This is a genomic window from Bacteroidota bacterium, assembly GCA_019637975.1.
In the GTDB taxonomy this organism is placed as follows: Bacteria; Bacteroidota; Ignavibacteria; order UBA10030; family UBA6906; genus CAADGV01.
This window is the reverse complement of record JAHBUR010000048.1, coordinates 1-18,776: the sequence shown is the minus strand read 5'-3', so window position 1 is coordinate 18,776 and position 18,776 is coordinate 1. Positions and strand designations below refer to the sequence as shown.

Below are 18,776 nucleotides of genomic sequence, written 5' to 3'. Positions count from 1 at the left end.
ACCGAGTTCTCGAAGAGGGTTCTACTTTTTTCGCGACACCATCGGATTGCCGTCGAATCTCGGGTACACATTCTCCGAACCTTCCGATGCGCGTTTCTGGTTTCCGTGCTACGATGAGCCGTGGGAAAAGGCAACCGCAGAACTGAACATTACTGTGCCCGACGGCTATGTTGCCGCCTCCAACGGCAAGCTTATCGGCACTACGAATAACGGCAACGGGACATCAACATGGCATTGGCAGCAAAATCAACCGATTACAACATATCTGATGTGCATGACGGTGTCGCAGTTTGCCGTTGCGACAATTCCGTATGTAAAGTCGAGCGGCGACACGATCCCCCTGCAGTACTATGCGTGGAATGCTCCGCCGTTTGTCGACTCGGCGTGGACAGCGAGTTTTCTTCCGACCGTCGGAGAAATGGTTTCGGCGTATTCCGGATTATTCGGAGAGTATCCGTTCGATAAGTACGGCATGACGTGCATTGTTCCGTTCGGCTATTTGGGGATGGAACATCAGACGATCACAACCATGAACCGCTACTACGCGACAAGTCACCGGGTGGTATCGCACGAACTCGCGCATCAATGGTGGGGGAATGATGTCACGTGTGGAACGTGGGCCGACATTTGGCTGAACGAGAGCTTTGCAACCTACAGCGAGGCGTTGTGGCGTGAACATCTCTACGGTTTCGATTCGCTGAAAGCCTACATGCGCGACACGCTCAGCGGATTCCAGTTCGGTTCGTGGCAGGGGGCGATTTACGACCCGGTTGGTCAAGGATTCAATCTGTTCGATCAGGTCGTGTACACAAAAGGAGGTTGGGTGTTGCACACTCTACGTGGAGTGGTCGGCGATTCGATATTCTTCAAACTTCTTAGAACCTATCGCGACAAGTATCAAGGAAGAAGCGCCGTCACTTCAGAGCTTAAAGCAGTTGCAGATTCTGTTTCCGGTATTGACATGGGGTGGTTCTTCAATCAGTGGATCTACGGGAAAGGTTGGCCGAAATACGCTTCGCGCTTCAGTTGGGCAACAGACACAATCTCTCTTACCATTCTACAGCAACAGGATGCATTGTGGCCCACGTACAACATGCCGATACGTGTCCGGGCATATCACGGACTGAACAGTACGGATTTTGTTGTACAGGATAGTCTGCGGCAGCAGAGCTTTTCGCTTCCTCTTCCCGTCCAACCCGACAGTGTTGTTGTTGATCCTGATGGTTGGATGCTGAAGCAAATTGTCGCGCCGACGAGTGTTGAAGAAGAGAAGGGAATGCCCGGCGAGCTTCGGCTATATCAGAATTACCCGAATCCGTTCAATCCAAGTACAACCGTGTCATTCGTCGTTGGTGATGTGTCGTTGACTTCGTTGAAAGTGTATGATGTGTTGGGCAGAGAAGTAGCGACGCTGGTACATGAGGTGAAGAATCCGGGTGAATACACACTTCAGTTCGACGCGTCGAATCTTGCCAGCGGTGTGTATTACTATCGTTTACAGTCAGCGTCGTATACGGCGACAAGAAAGATGGTTGTAATCAGGTAACATTCAGGCTATCAACGCCGTGCCTCATCAATCCCTCAACATAAAAATTACTGCCGAAGCGGCCACTGTTCAAGAAAAGCTGGAAAATCTTCCCGCAGGTCCCGGCGTCTACCAACACAAAGATGCTGACGGAAAAGTCCTGTACGTCGGCAAGGCGAAGAACCTCCGCAATCGTGTCCGGCAATATTTTCAGAAGTCACGCAATGTCGAAGCACGCATCGAGCGGATGCTGGCGAAGGCCACCGATCTCGAAATCATTGTAACGGATTCCGAGGTCGAGGCGCTGATTCTTGAAGCAAATCTCATCAAGAAACTCAAGCCCCGGTACAACGTCAATCTGAAAGACGACAAGAGTTATCCCTACGTCGTCATCACCAACGAACCGTATCCGCGAGTCTTCGTCACCCGGCAAATCCGCCGCGATGGCTCGCGCTACTTCGGTCCGTACACGGACGTAAAGAACGTCCGATCGGCGCTGAAGGCGGTACGCGATATCTTCATGATCCGAAGCTGCAACTACTTTATTGATGATGAAGTAATCAAGAAACGGAAAATCAAAATCTGCCTCGATTATCATATCAAGAAATGCGAAGGCCCTTGTGAAGGGCTCGTCTCTCAACAGAACTACAACGCGATGATCGATCAAGTTGCCTCCTTGCTTCAGGGAAAGACGGAGACGCTGATACAGATGCTGCGGGAAGATATGAACAGGCTGGCGGCGGAGATGAAGTTTGAGGAGGCGGCTGTATTGCGCGATCGCATCACGGGACTCGAAGCCTATTCCGAGAAGCAGAAGGCTGTTGATCTCGATCAGATTGACAGGGATATTTTTGCATTTGCTGCAGAGGGTGATGATGCGTGCGGCGTGATTTTCAAGATTCGTGACGGGAAGATGATCGGCCGCCAGCATTACTACATGAGCAATGTCGAGGAGAAGCCGGAGGCTGAAATTCTCGGGACTCTTCTTCAGCAATACTACCTTGAAGCAGAGTACATCCCCAAGGAGATCTTTCTTCCGGCGGAAATTGAAGACAATGATGCTGTGCAACGATGGCTTTCTGAAAAGCGTCGCGATGCTGTATCACTCATTCATCCGACAGAAGGCGAAGAAGCAAAGCTCGTCCGGCTTTCGCAGAGCAACGCAAGATTTCTGCTTGATGAATTGAAGATTCAGAAAATGAAGCGGGCGGGTTATGTTCCGCATGCTGTGAAGGCGTTGCAGAGGGATTTGCGCCTCGAAAAACTCCCGCGCCGCATCGAATGTTTTGACAATTCAAACATTCAGGGAAGCGATCCGGTTGCGTCGATGGTTGTGTTCGTGGACGGCAAGCCGAAGAAAAGCGAGTACCGGAAATTCAAAATCAAATCCGTCGTCGGGCCGGATGACTTTGCGAGCATGCGTGAGATTGTGGAACGCAGATATACTCGTGTGCTGAACGAAGGACTTGAATTGCCGGACCTCATCATTGTTGATGGCGGTAAGGGGCAACTTTCAAGCGCTGTTGACGTGTTGAAGAAGGTCGGCCTGCACGAGCAACCGATCATCGGGCTTGCAAAGCGGCTCGAGGAGGTTTTTCTTCCCGGAAAGAGCGAGCCTGAATTGCTGCCGAAGTCTTCATCAGGATTGCGGCTGTTGCAGCAAATTCGGGATGAAGCGCATCGGTTTGCCATCACGTTCCACCGTTTGCGACGGTCAAAACGGACACTGCAAACCGAACTGGATTTGATAGAAGGAATCGGCAAAAAGCGGGCGAAAGAGCTGCTTGAAGTGTTCGGTTCCGTTCAAGGAGTGAAGTTCGCGACAACAGAGCAGATCGCCGAGGTTGTCGGGGAGAAAGTTGCCGGGAAGATTGCGGAGTACTTTTCGGATTCTGATACTGAAGAGGCCACTGATCATAATGCCGGGAAATGAGGCCATGGTGCGCAATCTACGCCATTCAACGTACTCGTGATTCTGTGAATGTCAAGAAAATGTGGATAACCCACAAAAGGTCAGTTTTCATGCAAAAGAAAAAGAAGTACCTTCCTACAGACAACTAATCCAACCAACACCATCAGCAAACGGAGTGACAATGTTCAAGCCGAATTCCTTATTGCTCATTTGTTTTTTTTCTCTCCTGCTCGCAGTACAGTCAACGAATGCCCAGTGGGGCAATCCGCATCATCGGGAAGAAGGTGAGGATGAAACGGGAGAAGAAATTCTCGCGCGTGAGCAATACTATATTGAGCATCGTGCCGGCGGGCCGGGCAGAATAGTACCGTTCGATGCCTACGCAAATGCCGTGCGGCAACACCTTGCCATGCCGCGTGATGAGGATTTTCTCGTTAACCCGTCAACGGCTGTATCATGGCAAACCCGGAACCCGGTCGGGATGTTCTACGCGAGGACGAACAACAACTACATCGCCGGCAGAACAAATTTCATGGTGTTTCATCCGACTGATCCCGACAAGTTCTACTGTGCGGCAGCCGGCGGAGGAATCTGGAAAACAACGGATGGCGGTTCATTGTGGGTTCCGTTGACGGATTTTCTTACGTCGCTTGCGTCGGGCGGGTTGGCACTCGATCCCAACAATCCGTCTGTATTGTACTACGGCACAGGCGAGTTGAATTTTTCCGGCGACAGTTGGTACGGTGACGGCATCTACAAAACGACGGATGAGGGTGATACGTGGACGAAGGTGGCCACCACGGCCGTCGGCCAGAGATTCTCGCAGTTGGTTGTCGATCCCATAAACTCGAACATCGTCTATGCTGCGGGCTCGCTCGGAGTGTTTAAGTCGACGAACGCCGGAGGAACCTGGAACTCCACCTCGACCGGCAACAATGCAAATTGTTTGATTATGGACCCGACCGACACGCAGGTGCTGTACACATCGGTCGGCGGTTCCGGTACGAATACCATCAGGAAATCAACGAACGGCGGCGGTTCGTGGACAACGCTAACCGGCGGGCTTCCCACAGACGGAAGACGTTCTCAACTTGCAATGGCTCCGAGCAACAACCAGATTCTGTATGCAAGTGTCGCCAACACCAGCGGGGGCTTGCGCGGATTGTACAGAACAACCGACGGGGGTGAAAACTGGACCTTGCAGGCGTCGTCACCAAACTACCTCGGTTCGCAGGGCTGGTATGATAATTCTGTTTGTGTGCATCCGACAAATCCGGACTTCGTTGTTGCCGGCGGAATTGACATCTACTCATCATCCAACAGCGGTGTGACGCTTACGCAGCGAACATCATGGTCAACGACATCATCCAGCAACATGTCGCATGCGGATATTCATTTTCTGCAATACAACGGTTCCGTGTTGTACTGCGGCTCGGATGGCGGCGTTTACAAGTCAACGAACAATGCAGTCACGTGGACAGATCTCAATGCAACAATGTCAACGTTGCAATATCAAAGCGCGGATTATGACCCAACCGATCCTCAGAAATTATACGGGGGAACGCAGGATAATAATCTCGAAACATCGACAAACGGCGGGCTTGTGTGGATTCAACGGACAACAGGAGACGGAGGCTATTCGATAGTGGATCCCGTGACGCCCAATTATGTGTACGGACAGTATGTTCAGGGTTCGTTGAAACGATCGTCAAACTACGGAGTGAGCTTCACAGAGATAGCGCCGAACGGTTCCACCGGCGGGCTGTTCTATAATCCGTATGAGATGGCCCCAAGTGACAACAACACGATTGTGTATTGCGAGGGAGATGTCTGGAAAACGACGTCAGTGAAGACGGCGACAACAAGCAGCGGATGGACACAGCTTGCCACAAATGCAATTGTCGGTGGTTCGGTCTCCGCAATCGGAATCAGTCACACAAATCCTGACAAAATCTTCATCGGCACAAGTAACGGACGGATTCACGTTACAACGAACAACGGCGCAAATTGGACGACGACGACGGGCTTCGCCAAAGTGAGCGACTTTGCCGTTGATCCGGTAAACGACAACATTTGTTACGCAACGTTCACGGGCTTTACTTCGACTATGCATGTGTACAAGACGACGAACGGCGGCACCTCCTGGTTCAGCGTGACAGGCAATTTGCCGAATATTCCAACAAGTACGATTGTTCTGCGGGCGAATCCTCCGCGTACGCTTTTCGTCGGTACCGATCTCGGTGTGTACAAGTCAACCGATGATGGCATCTCGTGGGTCGTTTTCAGCAACGGCCTCCCGACAGCAACTATCTACGACTTGAAATACAAGGAGGGTAACCAATTGCTTCTTGCGGCCACACACGGCAGGGGATGCTGGATGTTCGACTATGGCGCGTATTTGATAACGAGTGTTCCGGAAGCAAATATCCCAAAAGAATTTGCATTGCATCAAAACTATCCCAATCCGTTCAACCCGACGACGACATTCAGGTTCGACATACCAAAAACGTCGCACGTAATTCTGAACGTGTTCAATGTTATGGGCCAGGAAGTGGCGACAGTTGTGAACGGCGTGCGCGAAGCGGGAGAGCATCGCGAAACATGGAATGCCGTCGGATTAGCAAGCGGTGTGTACTATTTCCGTATGGCCGCAGAGTCGTACGTCCAAAGCGGGAAGTTGGTACTGCTCAAGTAACGTGGCAGGTTCTACATTCTCGAGAGGCTTGAGTGGACTCCGCTCAGGCCTTTTGTTTTCACCGGTGTTTCTTGACTCTCCGACGAACGCTTTGTAGATTACTGATGTCATTGTAATGGTTTAAGGTAGTTAATGTCACGAATCTTTGCAGCACTTTTGCTTGTTCTGTCATGCATCTCTGCACATCAGAGTTCTTATGGTCAAGACCAATGGAGGGTGCTGCCTCGTCCCACAACGGAAATTCTCTACAAACTCTCGTTTCTCGATAGCTTGCGCGGATGGGTCTGCGGATTCAATGGAACAATGCTGAAGACGACCAACGGCGGGCTCACGTGGGAGGCACAGGAGACAGGAATTAGCACGGACATTCGCCGGGTCTTTGCCCTGAATGACCGTCACGTGTGGGCGCTGAGTTTCGTCCATTGGGTCGATACGTCAACGTGGTTCGGAACAAAGATTTTGAGAACAACAAACGGCGGAACGACGTGGACGAATGAAGAATTTCCGGATTGGGGGGAGTTTTTCAACTCGATTGTTTTCAAGGATTCGCTCAACGGGTGGATGGGGGGCGAGTTCGGGAGGATGGCACGAACAACCGATGGCGGCAAGAATTGGATTCCCGTTGGCGTTGACCCCCCCTCTCCCTGGTCCCTTATCAATATCAAGTTCTTGACGCCGGACCTCGGGTTTGCAATGGGAGGGCGCATTGATATCACGGGGACAATTTGGAAAACAACTGATGGCGGGTTGAATTGGAGAACGCAAGGGCTTCCGGACCCGCCGAGCCCGGAACCGATCCATGATGTCCACATGGTTGATTCACTACACCTTGTGGGAATTACCGGTGACCAGGACTACGGGGCGAGCATGTTACGGTCGCGCAATACCGGTGAGGACTGGGATTACACCTTCCTGAATATCTTCGGAGAGCCGCTTGCGCTCTCGTTCCGGACGGAAACGGAAGCATGGGTTCCGCTCGGTTTCGCCGCACGCATGATGTACACTCCCGACACTCTGCATACATGGATCGAAATGGACACGCCCGGCAGGCGGGCGATCTACGACCTGGTCTTTACTGACTCGCTGACGGGGTATGCGGTTGGCGATTCCGGGACGATTCTGAAGTTCAAGCCGAATGCCACAAGCGTGACGGAGCAAAACAGTCATGCTCCTGGCACATTCACATTATTTCAAAACTACCCGAACCCGTTCAATCCCGCGACAACTATTTCTTTTGACCTTCCCGTACGGTCATTTGTTACGCTGCGTGTATTCAATCTGCTCGGTCAGGAGATTCGAACGCTCATGAACCAGGCAGGGGAACCGGGCAGGCACCATGTAACATTCAATGCTGATAATTTGCCGAGCGGCGTGTATGTGTGCCGACTTCAGGCAGGAAGCAATGTTCAGAATATGAGAATGGTGTTGTTACGGTAAATACAAGTTGTCAGGCGTCAAAAACACAGCGTCGGGATGCAGGATCCCGACGCTGACTTTATTGCAAGGTAATTGCTACATCGTAAATCCGAGAGTAATTCCACCGAAGTACGTTCTCGGCTCGCCCGCTTCGTAGAATTCCTTCCGTGTTGAGTTGATGTTGATGAATGCGACATATCTCTTGTCGGAAACATTGTTGATGCCTCCCGAGATGAGGAGATTAAACCTGTCGAACACAAAATCCACCCCACCCGAAACATTCAGCAATTGATATCCCGTCGTCTTATCCGAATTCAGGTCATCGACATACATCCCGCTAATGCTCATGAGATGCGTTTTGAGGAATCCCGTGATGTTATCATGCAGCACACGCGTGTACGAGAGTGCCAGGGAGATGTTGTGTTTCGGAACGCTGGGCACAACATTTCCGGAGAATCTGCTGTCTTGGATGACAAAATCTCCTTGCTGATTCAGCACGATGTTACGCGCAATGTACTCCGAGTAGGTGAAGTTGGAATACGTGTACGCAGCCTTCAGGCGCAAACCGTACAGTAATTCGGCATCTGCCCCGACTTCAAGTCCCGTGCGGTTAGTTCTCGCCGCGTTGCGGAAGTAAACGTCGCCTTCAAGTTCAAAGGGAATTACCTCGTCGTCGATTTTCGTGTTGAAGAACGTCACTTCGAAGAACATTCTCCTGAAAAAATCCAGATCATCAACGGAATGACTCCCTTTGATGCCCAACTCGAAGTTCTTGGATCGTTGCGGTTCCAGATCCGGATTGAGCATGACTTCGGGTTTTGCGCTGAGAGGGAAGTTGCCGAGTTCATTGCCAGCCGGCGTATCAAATCCAAGCCCGTAGGATGTATAGAGGGCGATTCTCGGAGTGAGCTTGTAGTTGAGCGCTGCCTTCGGGGTGAACTTGCCGAATACACGGCGGGCATTGCGCACTTCCAACAGCTGATTGTTACTGATGAAGACGACATTGTCGTAGCGCCCCGTGAGCAGAAGGTTCATCCTGTCGTTGATGATGCCGAATGAATTCTGCACGTAAAACCCGGCATTGCTGATTGTCTCGTCGGTCAACTCCACGAGCAAATCCCCCTTTTTTCCGCTGAGGTTGTTGTACTCTTCAATCGGCCCTGATTGATAGAACAAATCTCCCCCCAAGGAGAATTCATTCTTGTGTCCGGCCAATTCGGTCCGGTTCGTGAACCGGGCGCTTCCTCCGATGCCGTTGCGATTGAAGACACGGTACGTGGCTGCTGTCCGGTGGAAGTACTTCATTGTGCCGTACCCTGTAACCTCCACTTCATTCTTTCGATCCTCGTCGAGAGCAGTCTCGAACCGGATACCTAACCTTCCTTTTTGCGTGATGCGTTTCGCATCGCGGCCAACATCCCGCGTGTTCGGTTGGAACGGATCCTCGTCATAACGAGCACGCGTCAGCGACCCGGGAAGTCTGATCAAGCCCGATACATAGTACCCGATCAGCGTCAGGCGTGAAAGCTCGGACGGCTGTGTTTCAACGGCGGAATTGAAAATATGCCAATAGTCCTGGCTGTGCTCGCGGAATCCGCGGGCCGAATGATAATTGTAGGTTGCCAGGAACCGATACTGGTCTGTTTTGACCGCCGCTTTGAACCCGTTGCTGCTTAACCCGAACGAACCAAACTCATTGAACTGTGTGACATGCGACCGTGTGAAGTTCAGGTCGCTGATAAAATTGATAACGCCGCCCGGCGCATTCGTATACAGCGACGAGGCATTACCCTTCACGATTTCGATCGCACCGACATTTTGAAAGTCAATGGATTCGATGCGGGTCTGTCCGTCGGGCTCGGATTCGGGAATCCCATCCTGCAAAATTCGGACACCCCGAATTCCTGTGTTCGACCGGCTTCCAAAACCCCGAATTGAAATGCGAACGTCGTGGTTGCCGTAGCGGGATTGCATGAACAATCCCGGCGTTCCACCCAACACATCGCTTATGCTGACCTTCTTATCGTATTTGTATTCATAGTTGCTGACGCGTTGAACCGAGTACGGGATGTCGATCACTTTTGTTCGTGTACGCGTACCACTGCTGATGATCTCATCGATTTGGTACGTTCGAAGAGTGTCTTCATCCGCCGCCATCTCCATTTGGGCAAATGTAATGCCGGGAGATAGGGTCAGCAGCATGAGGAAGAACAACATCCCATGCATAATTAATCTGAAGTATTCCATAGATCATTCCTTAAAGGTGTAGGCATTGTTGTAATGCACAGTTGCACGCCGCTCAGGGTGAGCAATTGTCCAAGCAGTTGACGCGTGGACAATTGTTGGTTCTTTCCGAAAAGGCGTGACAGAACATCCGATGCCAGTCTTGAGGGCGTCGGATTACCGTAAGTGACGGTAGCAGTGAGACTTACGTCAGGAAAGGCCGCGGTGGACGAAACAATGCCGACGGGTCGGGAGGAACATAACGCTTTGTGGCTTGTTCGGAGACTGTTCCCTCGCAATACAATATGCCGGTGGGAAACTGAAACCGCGCGAGTGAATCCTTGAACACATCCTTGAATGAGTCGTACTTGCCGGGTTGACCGGAATCGCCCATGTGTCGTTGGACGTGGAAGTCGAGGTGGGCAAACAGCATTTCTTCCTGTACGTCGTTAATGCACTCGAAGTAGGTGGAATCTCCGGAGATGTGTGTGCGCAGTATATCGTACATGCTGCCGTTGTACCGGAATTCATGCGGCTCAATCCATTGCAGCGAGTAACCGCCTTGCTCAAGGGATTCAGTATGAAATGTGAGCGTCAGGAGTTCGCCTTCGGGTACAGTCGACTTGAGCATCTTCTTGACCTCGCTGCGAACCCGATACTGTAGCACGCTGAATACGGCAAGATATCCTACAATATTGTAGAAGTACAGGGAGAGAAAAACAAAGACGAAGAAACGTCTCATGGAAGTACAATGCAGATCAACTGAGTTGCTTCCACAATCTACAAAGTAATGGGTATAGGGTCAACTTATGTCTCTCATCAGGCCTATTGTAGCAGAAGCATTTTTTTTGTTTGAGAATTGCGGCCGCTTTGCAGCCGGTAGAAATACACGCCGCTTCCCAGTCCGTCGGCGTCAAATGCCCGCGAGTGATCTCCGGCCTGCAGCCGCTCATCCATGAGAGTGGATACCTCTCTTCCGAGAACGTCGTAAATCTTGAGAGTAACGTTGCCTCCTTCAGCCAACCGGAAAGTGATTTGCGTTGTCGGATTGAAAGGATTTGGATAGTTCTGCAACAATTCAAATGCCGACGGTAAGGGCGATTCATCTACGTTTAGTGCAACAAGATCAATCGGGCATGCCCACATCTGATAAATGCCTGACGAATTATCCATCCAAACCGGCCACAACGTTGTACCGACGGATGTCATCCCGATGTTGTCTCCCTGATATCCCTGACCCAAACCTCCCACCGGCGAAGGTTTGAACCGATGGCTTCCGATCGGATAATCCGTCCACGTGTCGCCGCCATCGGTTGAGCGTGAAAGATACATTCCTGCCGAGTCGGGGGTGGTATCCCGGTTGTCGTAGTAAACGACGTTGATGCCGCCGGAATCGTCAACATGAACTGCCGGGAAGAACTGGGTCTTTCCGTTGTTCAGCGGGTCTTGGTTGACGCGTATGCCTGCCGACCAGGATTGTCCATTATTCGATGATCGGTTAAGGATGATATCGGGGTCAGAACCGGCAGGGAGGAGATTCCTTTGTGTTGTTACGATGTAGATCCAGCCATTACGCGGTCCGCCCGTATTATCTGTATCAATTTTCGGGAGGCCGTTGACGCGGATGTTTCCCATTTGAGGAAAGACTCCCTGGATGCCGTTCACATCAAAGGCATTCTCAGTAACCGTCCAATTTGCGCCTCCATCCGTGGATGTTGCAAAGCCGACGAAATCTTCCGTAAACGGTGATGTATTAATAACGCCCGCCCAGCAAATGCTCACTCTTCCGTTCGGCCCGATTGTGAGTTCGGCCCCTTGGCTGCGTTGAACGGGCGAATTAACTTGCGCCGGAGTTGACCAGTTTGCCCCTCCGTCATCCGTGTACGAGAAGAAAACGGGGAAGGGAAACGCAAGTCTCACCCATGCCGTGTAGGTTCTTCCATAGTTGGCGCTTGCAGGAATAACGTCGGAAATCAACCCCGCCCGATCTTGATCGTGAGTAGAAATCGTCCTCTGGCCGGACCATGTCTGGCCGTTATCTGTGGAATAATGCGCATACAGTCCCGGTGAAAACCCGAGACGAATCAGTATGAAAGTCCCGTTTTTGTCAATAACGATCGCCGGGTCACCGCGGTGAAACGTGATGGGTGCCCCCGTGCACGTGTCGTTGCCTCTCCACGTTTGCCCTGCATTTGTCGAGACGTACACACCTTCGCTAATAAAACCGGTTGCAAGATTGATCGTGTTTGCGCTGCCGAAGAGCAGGTTTGGATTCAACGGATGACGTACGAGAAACGTCTCGGTTTGCGTCACGTTGCTCGGGTAAATCCTAAACGGTTGACCAACACGCAGCGACTGAGCTTGAACGATGTCTGTGCCGATAGCGAACACACTCAATACCGACAGCATGCCTCCGAGGAGGAGGAGAAGGCCGGAAACAACTGTTGTACTTCTAATCATTACGTCAATCCTTCTGTTTTTTTATTGCCGGGCATACCAAGGACGTTGAAAGAGGGGAAACACTGTGATAAGTGTAAGACACTCTCGAATAAGATGCAAATACACCGCAGCGTTTTTCGATGGGGGAAAAAGAAACACATCACCTGATGCCATGTACTTTTCTTACACACGAACAGGAATGAGTGACAGGTGAGCAGATGCGTGAACCCGCATTTGAGCAACAGAATCAAGGTGCAGAGTGTTGCGAGACTGGCAGGCGTTTTGTTCAGGACGTTGTACCACTCAATACGCTACAAATCTGATTCAAATTGCAGAAAGGAATGAACAATGAGACTTCAGCAAATAGTTGGCAGAGCATCGGTTTCCGACCTTGTTCGTCAGCGACTTGAAGGAAGCTACTTTCACAGTGCCCAATCAGCGGAAAAAGTTCTTCAGAGGGAGTTTCCCAACCACGTCATCAAGCGGGAGCCCGGAAAGCTTGCTGTTCAGGTGAAGGACAGGAGTTTTGCGGTGGCGGTGTTCCGCGAACTGCAATGACGGATTGCTGTGACGGCGTTACTTGCTTTTATTTCGATCCATCCATAATTTTACCGGTACCTTGTCCATATTGGATACGCAACTATGCAAGCGCGCCGAATTCGCCATCATTCGGGTATAGTACTCCTGCTAACCATTCTTCTCTTTCTGCCGGATAATGAGTCTGCAAAGGCTCAGTTCTCCGGCGATAAAATCGAAATTCGCGTCGGGAAAGGCTGGTCAATAACCACGCCGGGCCTGAGAAGCATCTACCTCGCCGTGCCGACGCGCAGGCTCGACGAAATCAGCTCCTCCGTCAACCTTTATCTCAATCAAAGTGTCACGCTCATCGAACAACATCGCCATGTCGAGTACATCGTCGGAGCGGCCCCGATGGTCTTGTTTGAGTTGGGGATCGACTTTCCCCGCGTCTCGTTCGAAGCCGGCGTCGGAGCCAACTACATCAGCATCAGGGAAATTGACGGAAGACGTCTCGGCAGCAACTTTCTTTTCAGTCCTACTCTCAGCGCCGGAATCGAAGTTCCGTGGCTGAATAACGTCATCGGCGTTCATTACACATTCAGACACCTTTCCAATGCAGGGTTCTTTGAGGATAACGACGGTGTGAACTTCCAGTATATCATCTTCTCGATGACATTCGGCGGTTTTTGAACCTCGCGTTTCCGCCCGCTTGCAAATCTGCACTTCATTCGCTATCGTCTTACAAAGCTTCCCTCATCCCCATCAACCCAAAACATCACATGATAGTCCGGCTTTCTCTTCCCGTCTTGATGTCTGTTTTCGTCCTTTCTCTGGCACAAACACAGACACGAACCGTTACGCATGAAAGCGTGAAAGCAGAATTTCTGCACGCATGGAATGCCTACAAGCACTATGCCCGGGGGCATGATGCGCAGAAGCCACTAAGCAGGAAGCCGCATAATTGGTACGGAACCTCGCTTCTCATGACGCCGGTTGATGCATTTGATACGATGATTCTGATGGGATTGAAGGAGGAAGCGAAGGAGGCAAAGAAGTTGATTCTTGACAGTCTCTCGTTCGACAAGGATATCGAGGTTCAGAGTTTTGAGATTACGATACGGCTGTTAGGCGGACTTCTTTCTGCATATCAAATGGACGGTGATGAGAAGTTCCTGACGTTGGCCGAAGATTTGGGAAACCGCCTGCTTCCGGTATTCAATTCTTCAACGGGCATGCCGTACCGCTACGTTCATTTGCAAACGGGCAGAATTCGCGACTCGCTCAACAATCCGGCGGAAATCGGGACATGCCTGATTGAATTCGGGACGTTAAGCAAATTGACAGGCAAGCCCGTTTACTACGACAAAGCAAAGAATGCCCTTGTGCAGCTGTATAATCGCCGATCGGAAATCGGATTAGTAGGCTCGCTGATCAACGTTGAAACAGGCGAGTGGATTCGAACAACAAGTCACATCGCCGGCGGAATTGATTCGTACTACGAGTATCTCCTGAAGGCGGCGCTGCTGTTTGACGATGACGATTGCAGAACAATGTGGGAAGACGCCCTTCGTTCCGTCAATGAGCATCTGGCGGATACAACGCACGGCGGACTGTGGTACGGGCAGGCCGATATGCACACAGGGATGCAAACAGGAACAACCTTCGGCTCGCTTGATGCATTCTTTCCCGCTGTGCTGGCGATGGGAGGGGACCTTGAACGGGCGGCGAAGTTGCAAGAGTCTTGCCTGAAGATGTGGAACCTCCACGGCATCGAGCCGGAACGGATTGATTACGCGAAGATGGCCGTGACAAGACCGCAATACTACTTGCGCCCCGAAATCATCGAATCTGCATACTACCTCCACCACTACACACGCGACGACATGTATCTGACAATGGGGGAGACCTTCTTTAACGGACTCGTGAACCATTGCAGAACCGATGCCGGCTACGCCTATCTTGAAGACGTCGTCTCAAAAAAGCAAGGCGATGATATGGAAAGTTTCTTCCTTGCCGAGACAATGAAGTATCTCTACCTGCTGTTTGCTCCCGCAGACACACTTCCTTTTGACGATATCATTTTCAACACGGAGGCTCATCCCCTTCGAAAAACGTGGAAACAGTAATGTCACAATTCTTCCGGCCCTATGCCTTTTCTCGGTGAATTGAGCGCACTGTTGACAGCATGCTTCTGGTCGGGCAGCGCGTTGGTGTTCGCATCGGCAACCAGGAGGGCAGGCTCGTTCAATGTAAACATCACCCGCCTCATTGTGGCGATGATCTATCTGTTTCTCCTGATTATTCTGTTTCAACTGAATGTCCGCCTTTCCGGCTCGCAGATTCTGAATCTCGCGATCAGCGGCGTTATCGGGCTTGCGTTAGGCGATACGTTTTTGTTTCGGGCGTTCCAGGAAATCGGGGCGCGGGTAACAATGCTCGTGATGTCGCTTGCCCCCGCCATTGCTGCTCTGCTTGCGTACTTCATTCTGGGTGAAACACTGTCGGTCACCGGAATACTCGGAATTGCAATTACTGTTGCCGGAATCGGTATTGTCGTGCTCAATCGCAGAACCGAGCAGGCAACCATCATCACAACATTCGGTCTCACGCTTGCATTGCTGGCCGCAGTCGGGCAGGGTGCCGGACTCGTCTTTGCGAAGATGGCATTTCAAGAAGGAGATGTGAACGGATTCGTTGCCACGGCCATCCGGATTGTTGCTTCACTCGTTGTGTTGCTTCCCGTTGTGGTGATGGCGAAACGATACACCTCTCCCTGGAAACTCTTCCGCGACGACCGGACAGCTTTCAAACTCACGGCACTCGGATCTGTACTGGGGCCGTTTCTCGGAATTTCCTTCAGCCTCTTTGCAATCGAGCACACAAAGGTCGGCATTGCGGCAACCATCATGGCTATTGTGCCGATTCTGATGCTGCCGCTTGTCCGGTATATCTACAAAGAACAATTGACGTTACGTGCCATTGTCGGGGCAGTTGTTGCGGTTGTTGGCGTTGGCGTTTTGTTTCTGCGATAAACGTGAGCGAAATCCGAACTCGGCAGCCCTTTCTCATGTTGAAGATACGAAAGAGAAAACCATGAACTACCTCCGCCTGATTGCGAGTATCGTTTTGTGCCAGAGTGCCGGGATTGTTGCCGCTATCCTCACCGCGCAATCTGTGCAAACGTGGTACCCGACTCTTCTCAAGCCTTCGTTTAATCCGCCCAACTGGTTGTTCGGGCCGGTGTGGATTACTCTCTATTTCATGATGGGAATTTCGCTATATCTTGTCTGGCAGAGAAGCGGAACCGGGCAGAACATTAAAACGGCAGTACTGTTCTTCGTCACACAGCTTGTTCTCAATGCCGCCTGGTCGTTGATTTTCTTCGGGTTACAGTCGCCGTTCTGGGCATTTGTTGAGATTGTTGCTTTGTGGGTTGCCATTCTCATTACGATCATTCTTTTCAGGGAAATCTCACGGACAGCCTCATACCTTCTTGTTCCGTATATTCTCTGGGTTACGTACGCCGCGATTCTCAACTTCACCATCTGGAGATTGAACACCGGCAGCCCGACTGTTTAATCAACTCTCTGTCGATCCTTTCTGAATGCCGACGCTTCCCATCGAAAACGTTCTGCCGGAGTTGCGCCTTGCGCTTGCAAGCAACACGAACGCGGTTCTCTCGGCAGATCCCGGTGCAGGAAAAACAACCCGCGTGCCTGTCGCGCTTCTCAATGAACCGTGGCTATCCGGAAAGAAGATCATCATGCTTGAGCCGCGTAGGCTTGCCGCCCAACGTGCTGCGGCATACATGGCTCAACAGCGCGGCGAAAAAGCCGGCGAGACAATCGGCTACAGGATTCGTGGAGAAAGCAGAGTCAGTTCCCGAACGCGCATCGAAGTGGTAACCGAAGGCATTCTGACTCGCATGCTGCAATCCGATCAATCTCTTCCTGAAGTCGGCCTTGTTATCTTCGACGAATTTCATGAGAGAAGTCTTCACGCCGATCTCGGTCTCGCTTTTACGCTTGATACGCAGCAGCATTTGCGTAATGACCTGCGTATTCTCGTCATGTCGGCGACGCTGGACGGGCTTGAGGTTTCGGCTCTTCTCGGCTCGGCGCCCGTCATCAAGAGCGAGGGGAGAGCATTTCCCGTCGAAACATTCTACGCACAGCATGAAGAAACCGGACGCCTTGAGCAGCGCGTAGCGGCGGCTATTGTTCGCGCGGTACGGGAGCAGGAGGGAGATGTTCTGGTGTTTCTTCCCGGCAGGCGTGAAATCCGCCGTGTTGATGCGCTGCTTCTCAATGGCGACCTTTCGGAAAACGTCTCCGTTCACATGCTCTACGGCGAAGCCCCGCCCGACAAACAGCAGGCTGCTCTTACGCCCGCCAGGAAGGGGAGCCGCAAGGTAATTCTCTCAACCAGCATTGCCGAAACGAGTCTCACGATAGACGGCGTTCAGGTCGTGATTGATTCGGGGTTTTCACGCAGTTCGAGTTTCAATCCGCGTCGCGGCATGTCCGGGCTGGTCACAACACCTGCCTCCCAATCCTCAGCCGACCAACGGAGAGGGCGGGCAGGAAGGCAGCAGCCCGGCGTGTGTTACCGGCTCTGGACTGAGCGACAGCATGTGCAGCTTCCCCGATTCCCCCAGCCCGAAATCAGCGTTGCCGATCTTGCCCCGCTGGCGCTCGAGCTTGCGTGTTGGGGCGATCCGAAGGGTGAGACTCTCCGCTTCCTGACTCCGCCTCCTTCGGCACATCTCTCGCAAGCCCGCGAACTGCTGCAACGCCTCGGCGCGCTCGACGGCAACGGAGCCCTCACTTCCCACGGCAAGGCAATGGAAGAACTTGCCGTTCATCCCCGACTTGCCCACATGCTGGTTCTGGGGAAAGAACTCGGTTTCGGCGCGCTTGCCTGCGATGTTGCCGCGCTTCTCGAAGAAGCCGACCTGTTGCGCGGCGGGACTGATGCGGATATCGATCTTTTCTCTCGATGGCTTGTCCTCCGAAAAGGTGGCGAGGGAAATAGATTTGCTGTTGAACGGGCGCGATCCCAGGTAAAACGACTTCGCGGCATCTTAGGCATTCTAGAAAAGGAGGCAGATGAGGGGAAGTTAGGATTGCTGCTCGCCCTTGCCTATCCCGAGCGCGTCGGTAAGCGGCGGGAAAATGGGGGACTGTACTATCAGCTTGCAGGTGGAACGGGAGCCGTCTTGCCCCAAGGCAGTCTCCTTGCCCGCGAACCCTATCTCGCTATTGGTGATGTTGACGGAGTGGGGAACGACGTCCGTGTTTTTCTTGCGGCGCCGCTCAGCGAAGCAGACATCCGCACGGCGTTCGCAGATCAACTGCAGAGTGCCGAAGAGGTTTTGTGGGATGAAAAAACTGAAGCCGTTATAGCTCGCCGCGTAACGCGATTCGGCGCGATTGAGCTTGCCGCGGCCAATATCGCGCCCGAGCCCGGAAAGCTCACGGCCGCTCTCATCGACGGCATCCGACAGTCGGGAATCGGCGTTCTGCCGTGGACACGAGACGCCGAGTCGATCCGCGAACGAAGCGAATGGCTCTGCTCAGCGGGAATTGTCAGGCACGAATGGCCTGATCTTTCGGACACGCATTTGACGGAGATACTTGAACACTGGCTCGCGCCGTATCTCCAAGGCTCGACAAGCAAGGCGCATCTGAAAAGACTCGACATGAGCAGAATATTGCGGGCGCAGTTCTCACACACTCAACTCAGTGAACTGGAAAGGCTTGCCCCCACGCATCTAACCGTGCCGACGGGCTCACGCATTCCGCTGGACTATTCAGGCCCGCAGCCCGTTCTTGCCGTGCGGCTGCAGGAATTATTCGGCGAACCGGCCACGCCGACGGTCGGCGGGGGAAAAACAAAAGTGGTGTTGCATCTTCTCTCGCCCGCACATCGTCCGCTTGCGGTTACACAGGATTTGCCCAGTTTCTGGAAGAATGCCTACATCGACGTTCGAAAGGATATGCGCGGGCGTTATCCGAAACACTACTGGCCGGAGAACCCGCTTGAAG

The 18,776-nt window shown here is 52.2% G+C and carries 13 protein-coding genes; 10 read left to right on the top strand and 3 right to left on the bottom strand.

Annotated elements, in window-relative coordinates:
• The 4 genes from KF749_17470 to KF749_17455 all read left to right on the top strand — a co-directional run.
• A partial coding sequence (locus KF749_17470; protein ID MBX2992944.1) for a T9SS type A sorting domain-containing protein occupies positions 1-1,546 on the top strand: 1,546 nt, incomplete at its 5' end.
• 46 nt (positions 1,547-1,592) lie between these two features.
• A complete protein-coding gene (uvrC, locus tag KF749_17465) occupies positions 1,593-3,458 on the top strand; it encodes an excinuclease ABC subunit UvrC (GenBank protein MBX2992943.1) in 1,866 nt (621 codons plus the stop codon).
• 160 nt (positions 3,459-3,618) lie between these two features.
• Positions 3,619-6,132: a T9SS type A sorting domain-containing protein gene (locus tag KF749_17460; GenBank protein ID MBX2992942.1), complete on the top strand. Its 2,514-nt coding sequence runs from the start codon at positions 3,619-3,621 to the stop codon at positions 6,130-6,132.
• Positions 6,133-6,264: 132 nt separating this feature from the next.
• The gene (locus KF749_17455) at positions 6,265-7,569 is read left to right on the top strand and encodes a T9SS type A sorting domain-containing protein (GenBank protein MBX2992941.1); all 1,305 of its coding nucleotides are present in this window, start codon (positions 6,265-6,267) and stop codon (positions 7,567-7,569) included.
• Positions 7,570-7,644: 75 nt separating this feature from the next.
• Here the strand turns inward: KF749_17455 and KF749_17450 are convergent, their stop codons facing one another.
• From KF749_17450 to KF749_17440, 3 genes are all read right to left on the bottom strand, one after another.
• Entirely contained in the window at positions 7,645-9,795 is a 2,151-nt protein-coding gene (locus KF749_17450; GenBank protein ID MBX2992940.1) for a TonB-dependent receptor, read from the bottom strand.
• Between the two features lie 181 nt (positions 9,796-9,976).
• Positions 9,977-10,513 carry a hypothetical protein gene (locus KF749_17445; protein ID MBX2992939.1) on the bottom strand — a complete coding sequence of 179 codons (537 nt, stop codon included), beginning with the start codon at positions 10,511-10,513 and terminating at the stop codon, positions 9,977-9,979.
• A gap of 83 nt (positions 10,514-10,596) precedes the next feature.
• Positions 10,597-12,231, bottom strand: coding sequence for a T9SS type A sorting domain-containing protein (locus KF749_17440; GenBank protein MBX2992938.1), 1,635 nt, complete (start codon positions 12,229-12,231; stop codon positions 10,597-10,599).
• Between the two features lie 327 nt (positions 12,232-12,558).
• Between KF749_17440 and KF749_17435 the strand changes: the two genes are divergently transcribed.
• The 6 genes from KF749_17435 to hrpB form a co-directional block, all read left to right on the top strand.
• Positions 12,559-12,768, top strand: a complete 210-nt coding sequence (locus KF749_17435) for a hypothetical protein (protein MBX2992937.1) — start codon at positions 12,559-12,561, stop codon at positions 12,766-12,768.
• 84 nt (positions 12,769-12,852) lie between these two features.
• Positions 12,853-13,419, top strand: coding sequence for an acyloxyacyl hydrolase (locus KF749_17430; GenBank protein MBX2992936.1), 567 nt, complete (start codon positions 12,853-12,855; stop codon positions 13,417-13,419).
• A gap of 89 nt (positions 13,420-13,508) precedes the next feature.
• Positions 13,509-14,855 (top strand): glycoside hydrolase family 47 protein, encoded by a 1,347-nt coding sequence (locus tag KF749_17425; protein MBX2992935.1) that lies wholly within the window; start codon positions 13,509-13,511, stop codon positions 14,853-14,855.
• 51 nt (positions 14,856-14,906) lie between these two features.
• On the top strand, positions 14,907-15,761 hold the full coding sequence (locus KF749_17420; protein MBX2992934.1) for a DMT family transporter: 855 nt from the start codon (positions 14,907-14,909) through the stop codon (positions 15,759-15,761).
• 61 nt (positions 15,762-15,822) lie between these two features.
• Entirely contained in the window at positions 15,823-16,308 is a 486-nt protein-coding gene (locus KF749_17415; GenBank protein ID MBX2992933.1) for a tryptophan-rich sensory protein, read from the top strand.
• A 25-nt stretch (positions 16,309-16,333) separates the two neighbouring features.
• Positions 16,334-18,776 (top strand): ATP-dependent helicase HrpB (gene hrpB / locus KF749_17410; GenBank protein MBX2992932.1); only part of this gene is annotated, 2,443 nt, incomplete at its 3' end.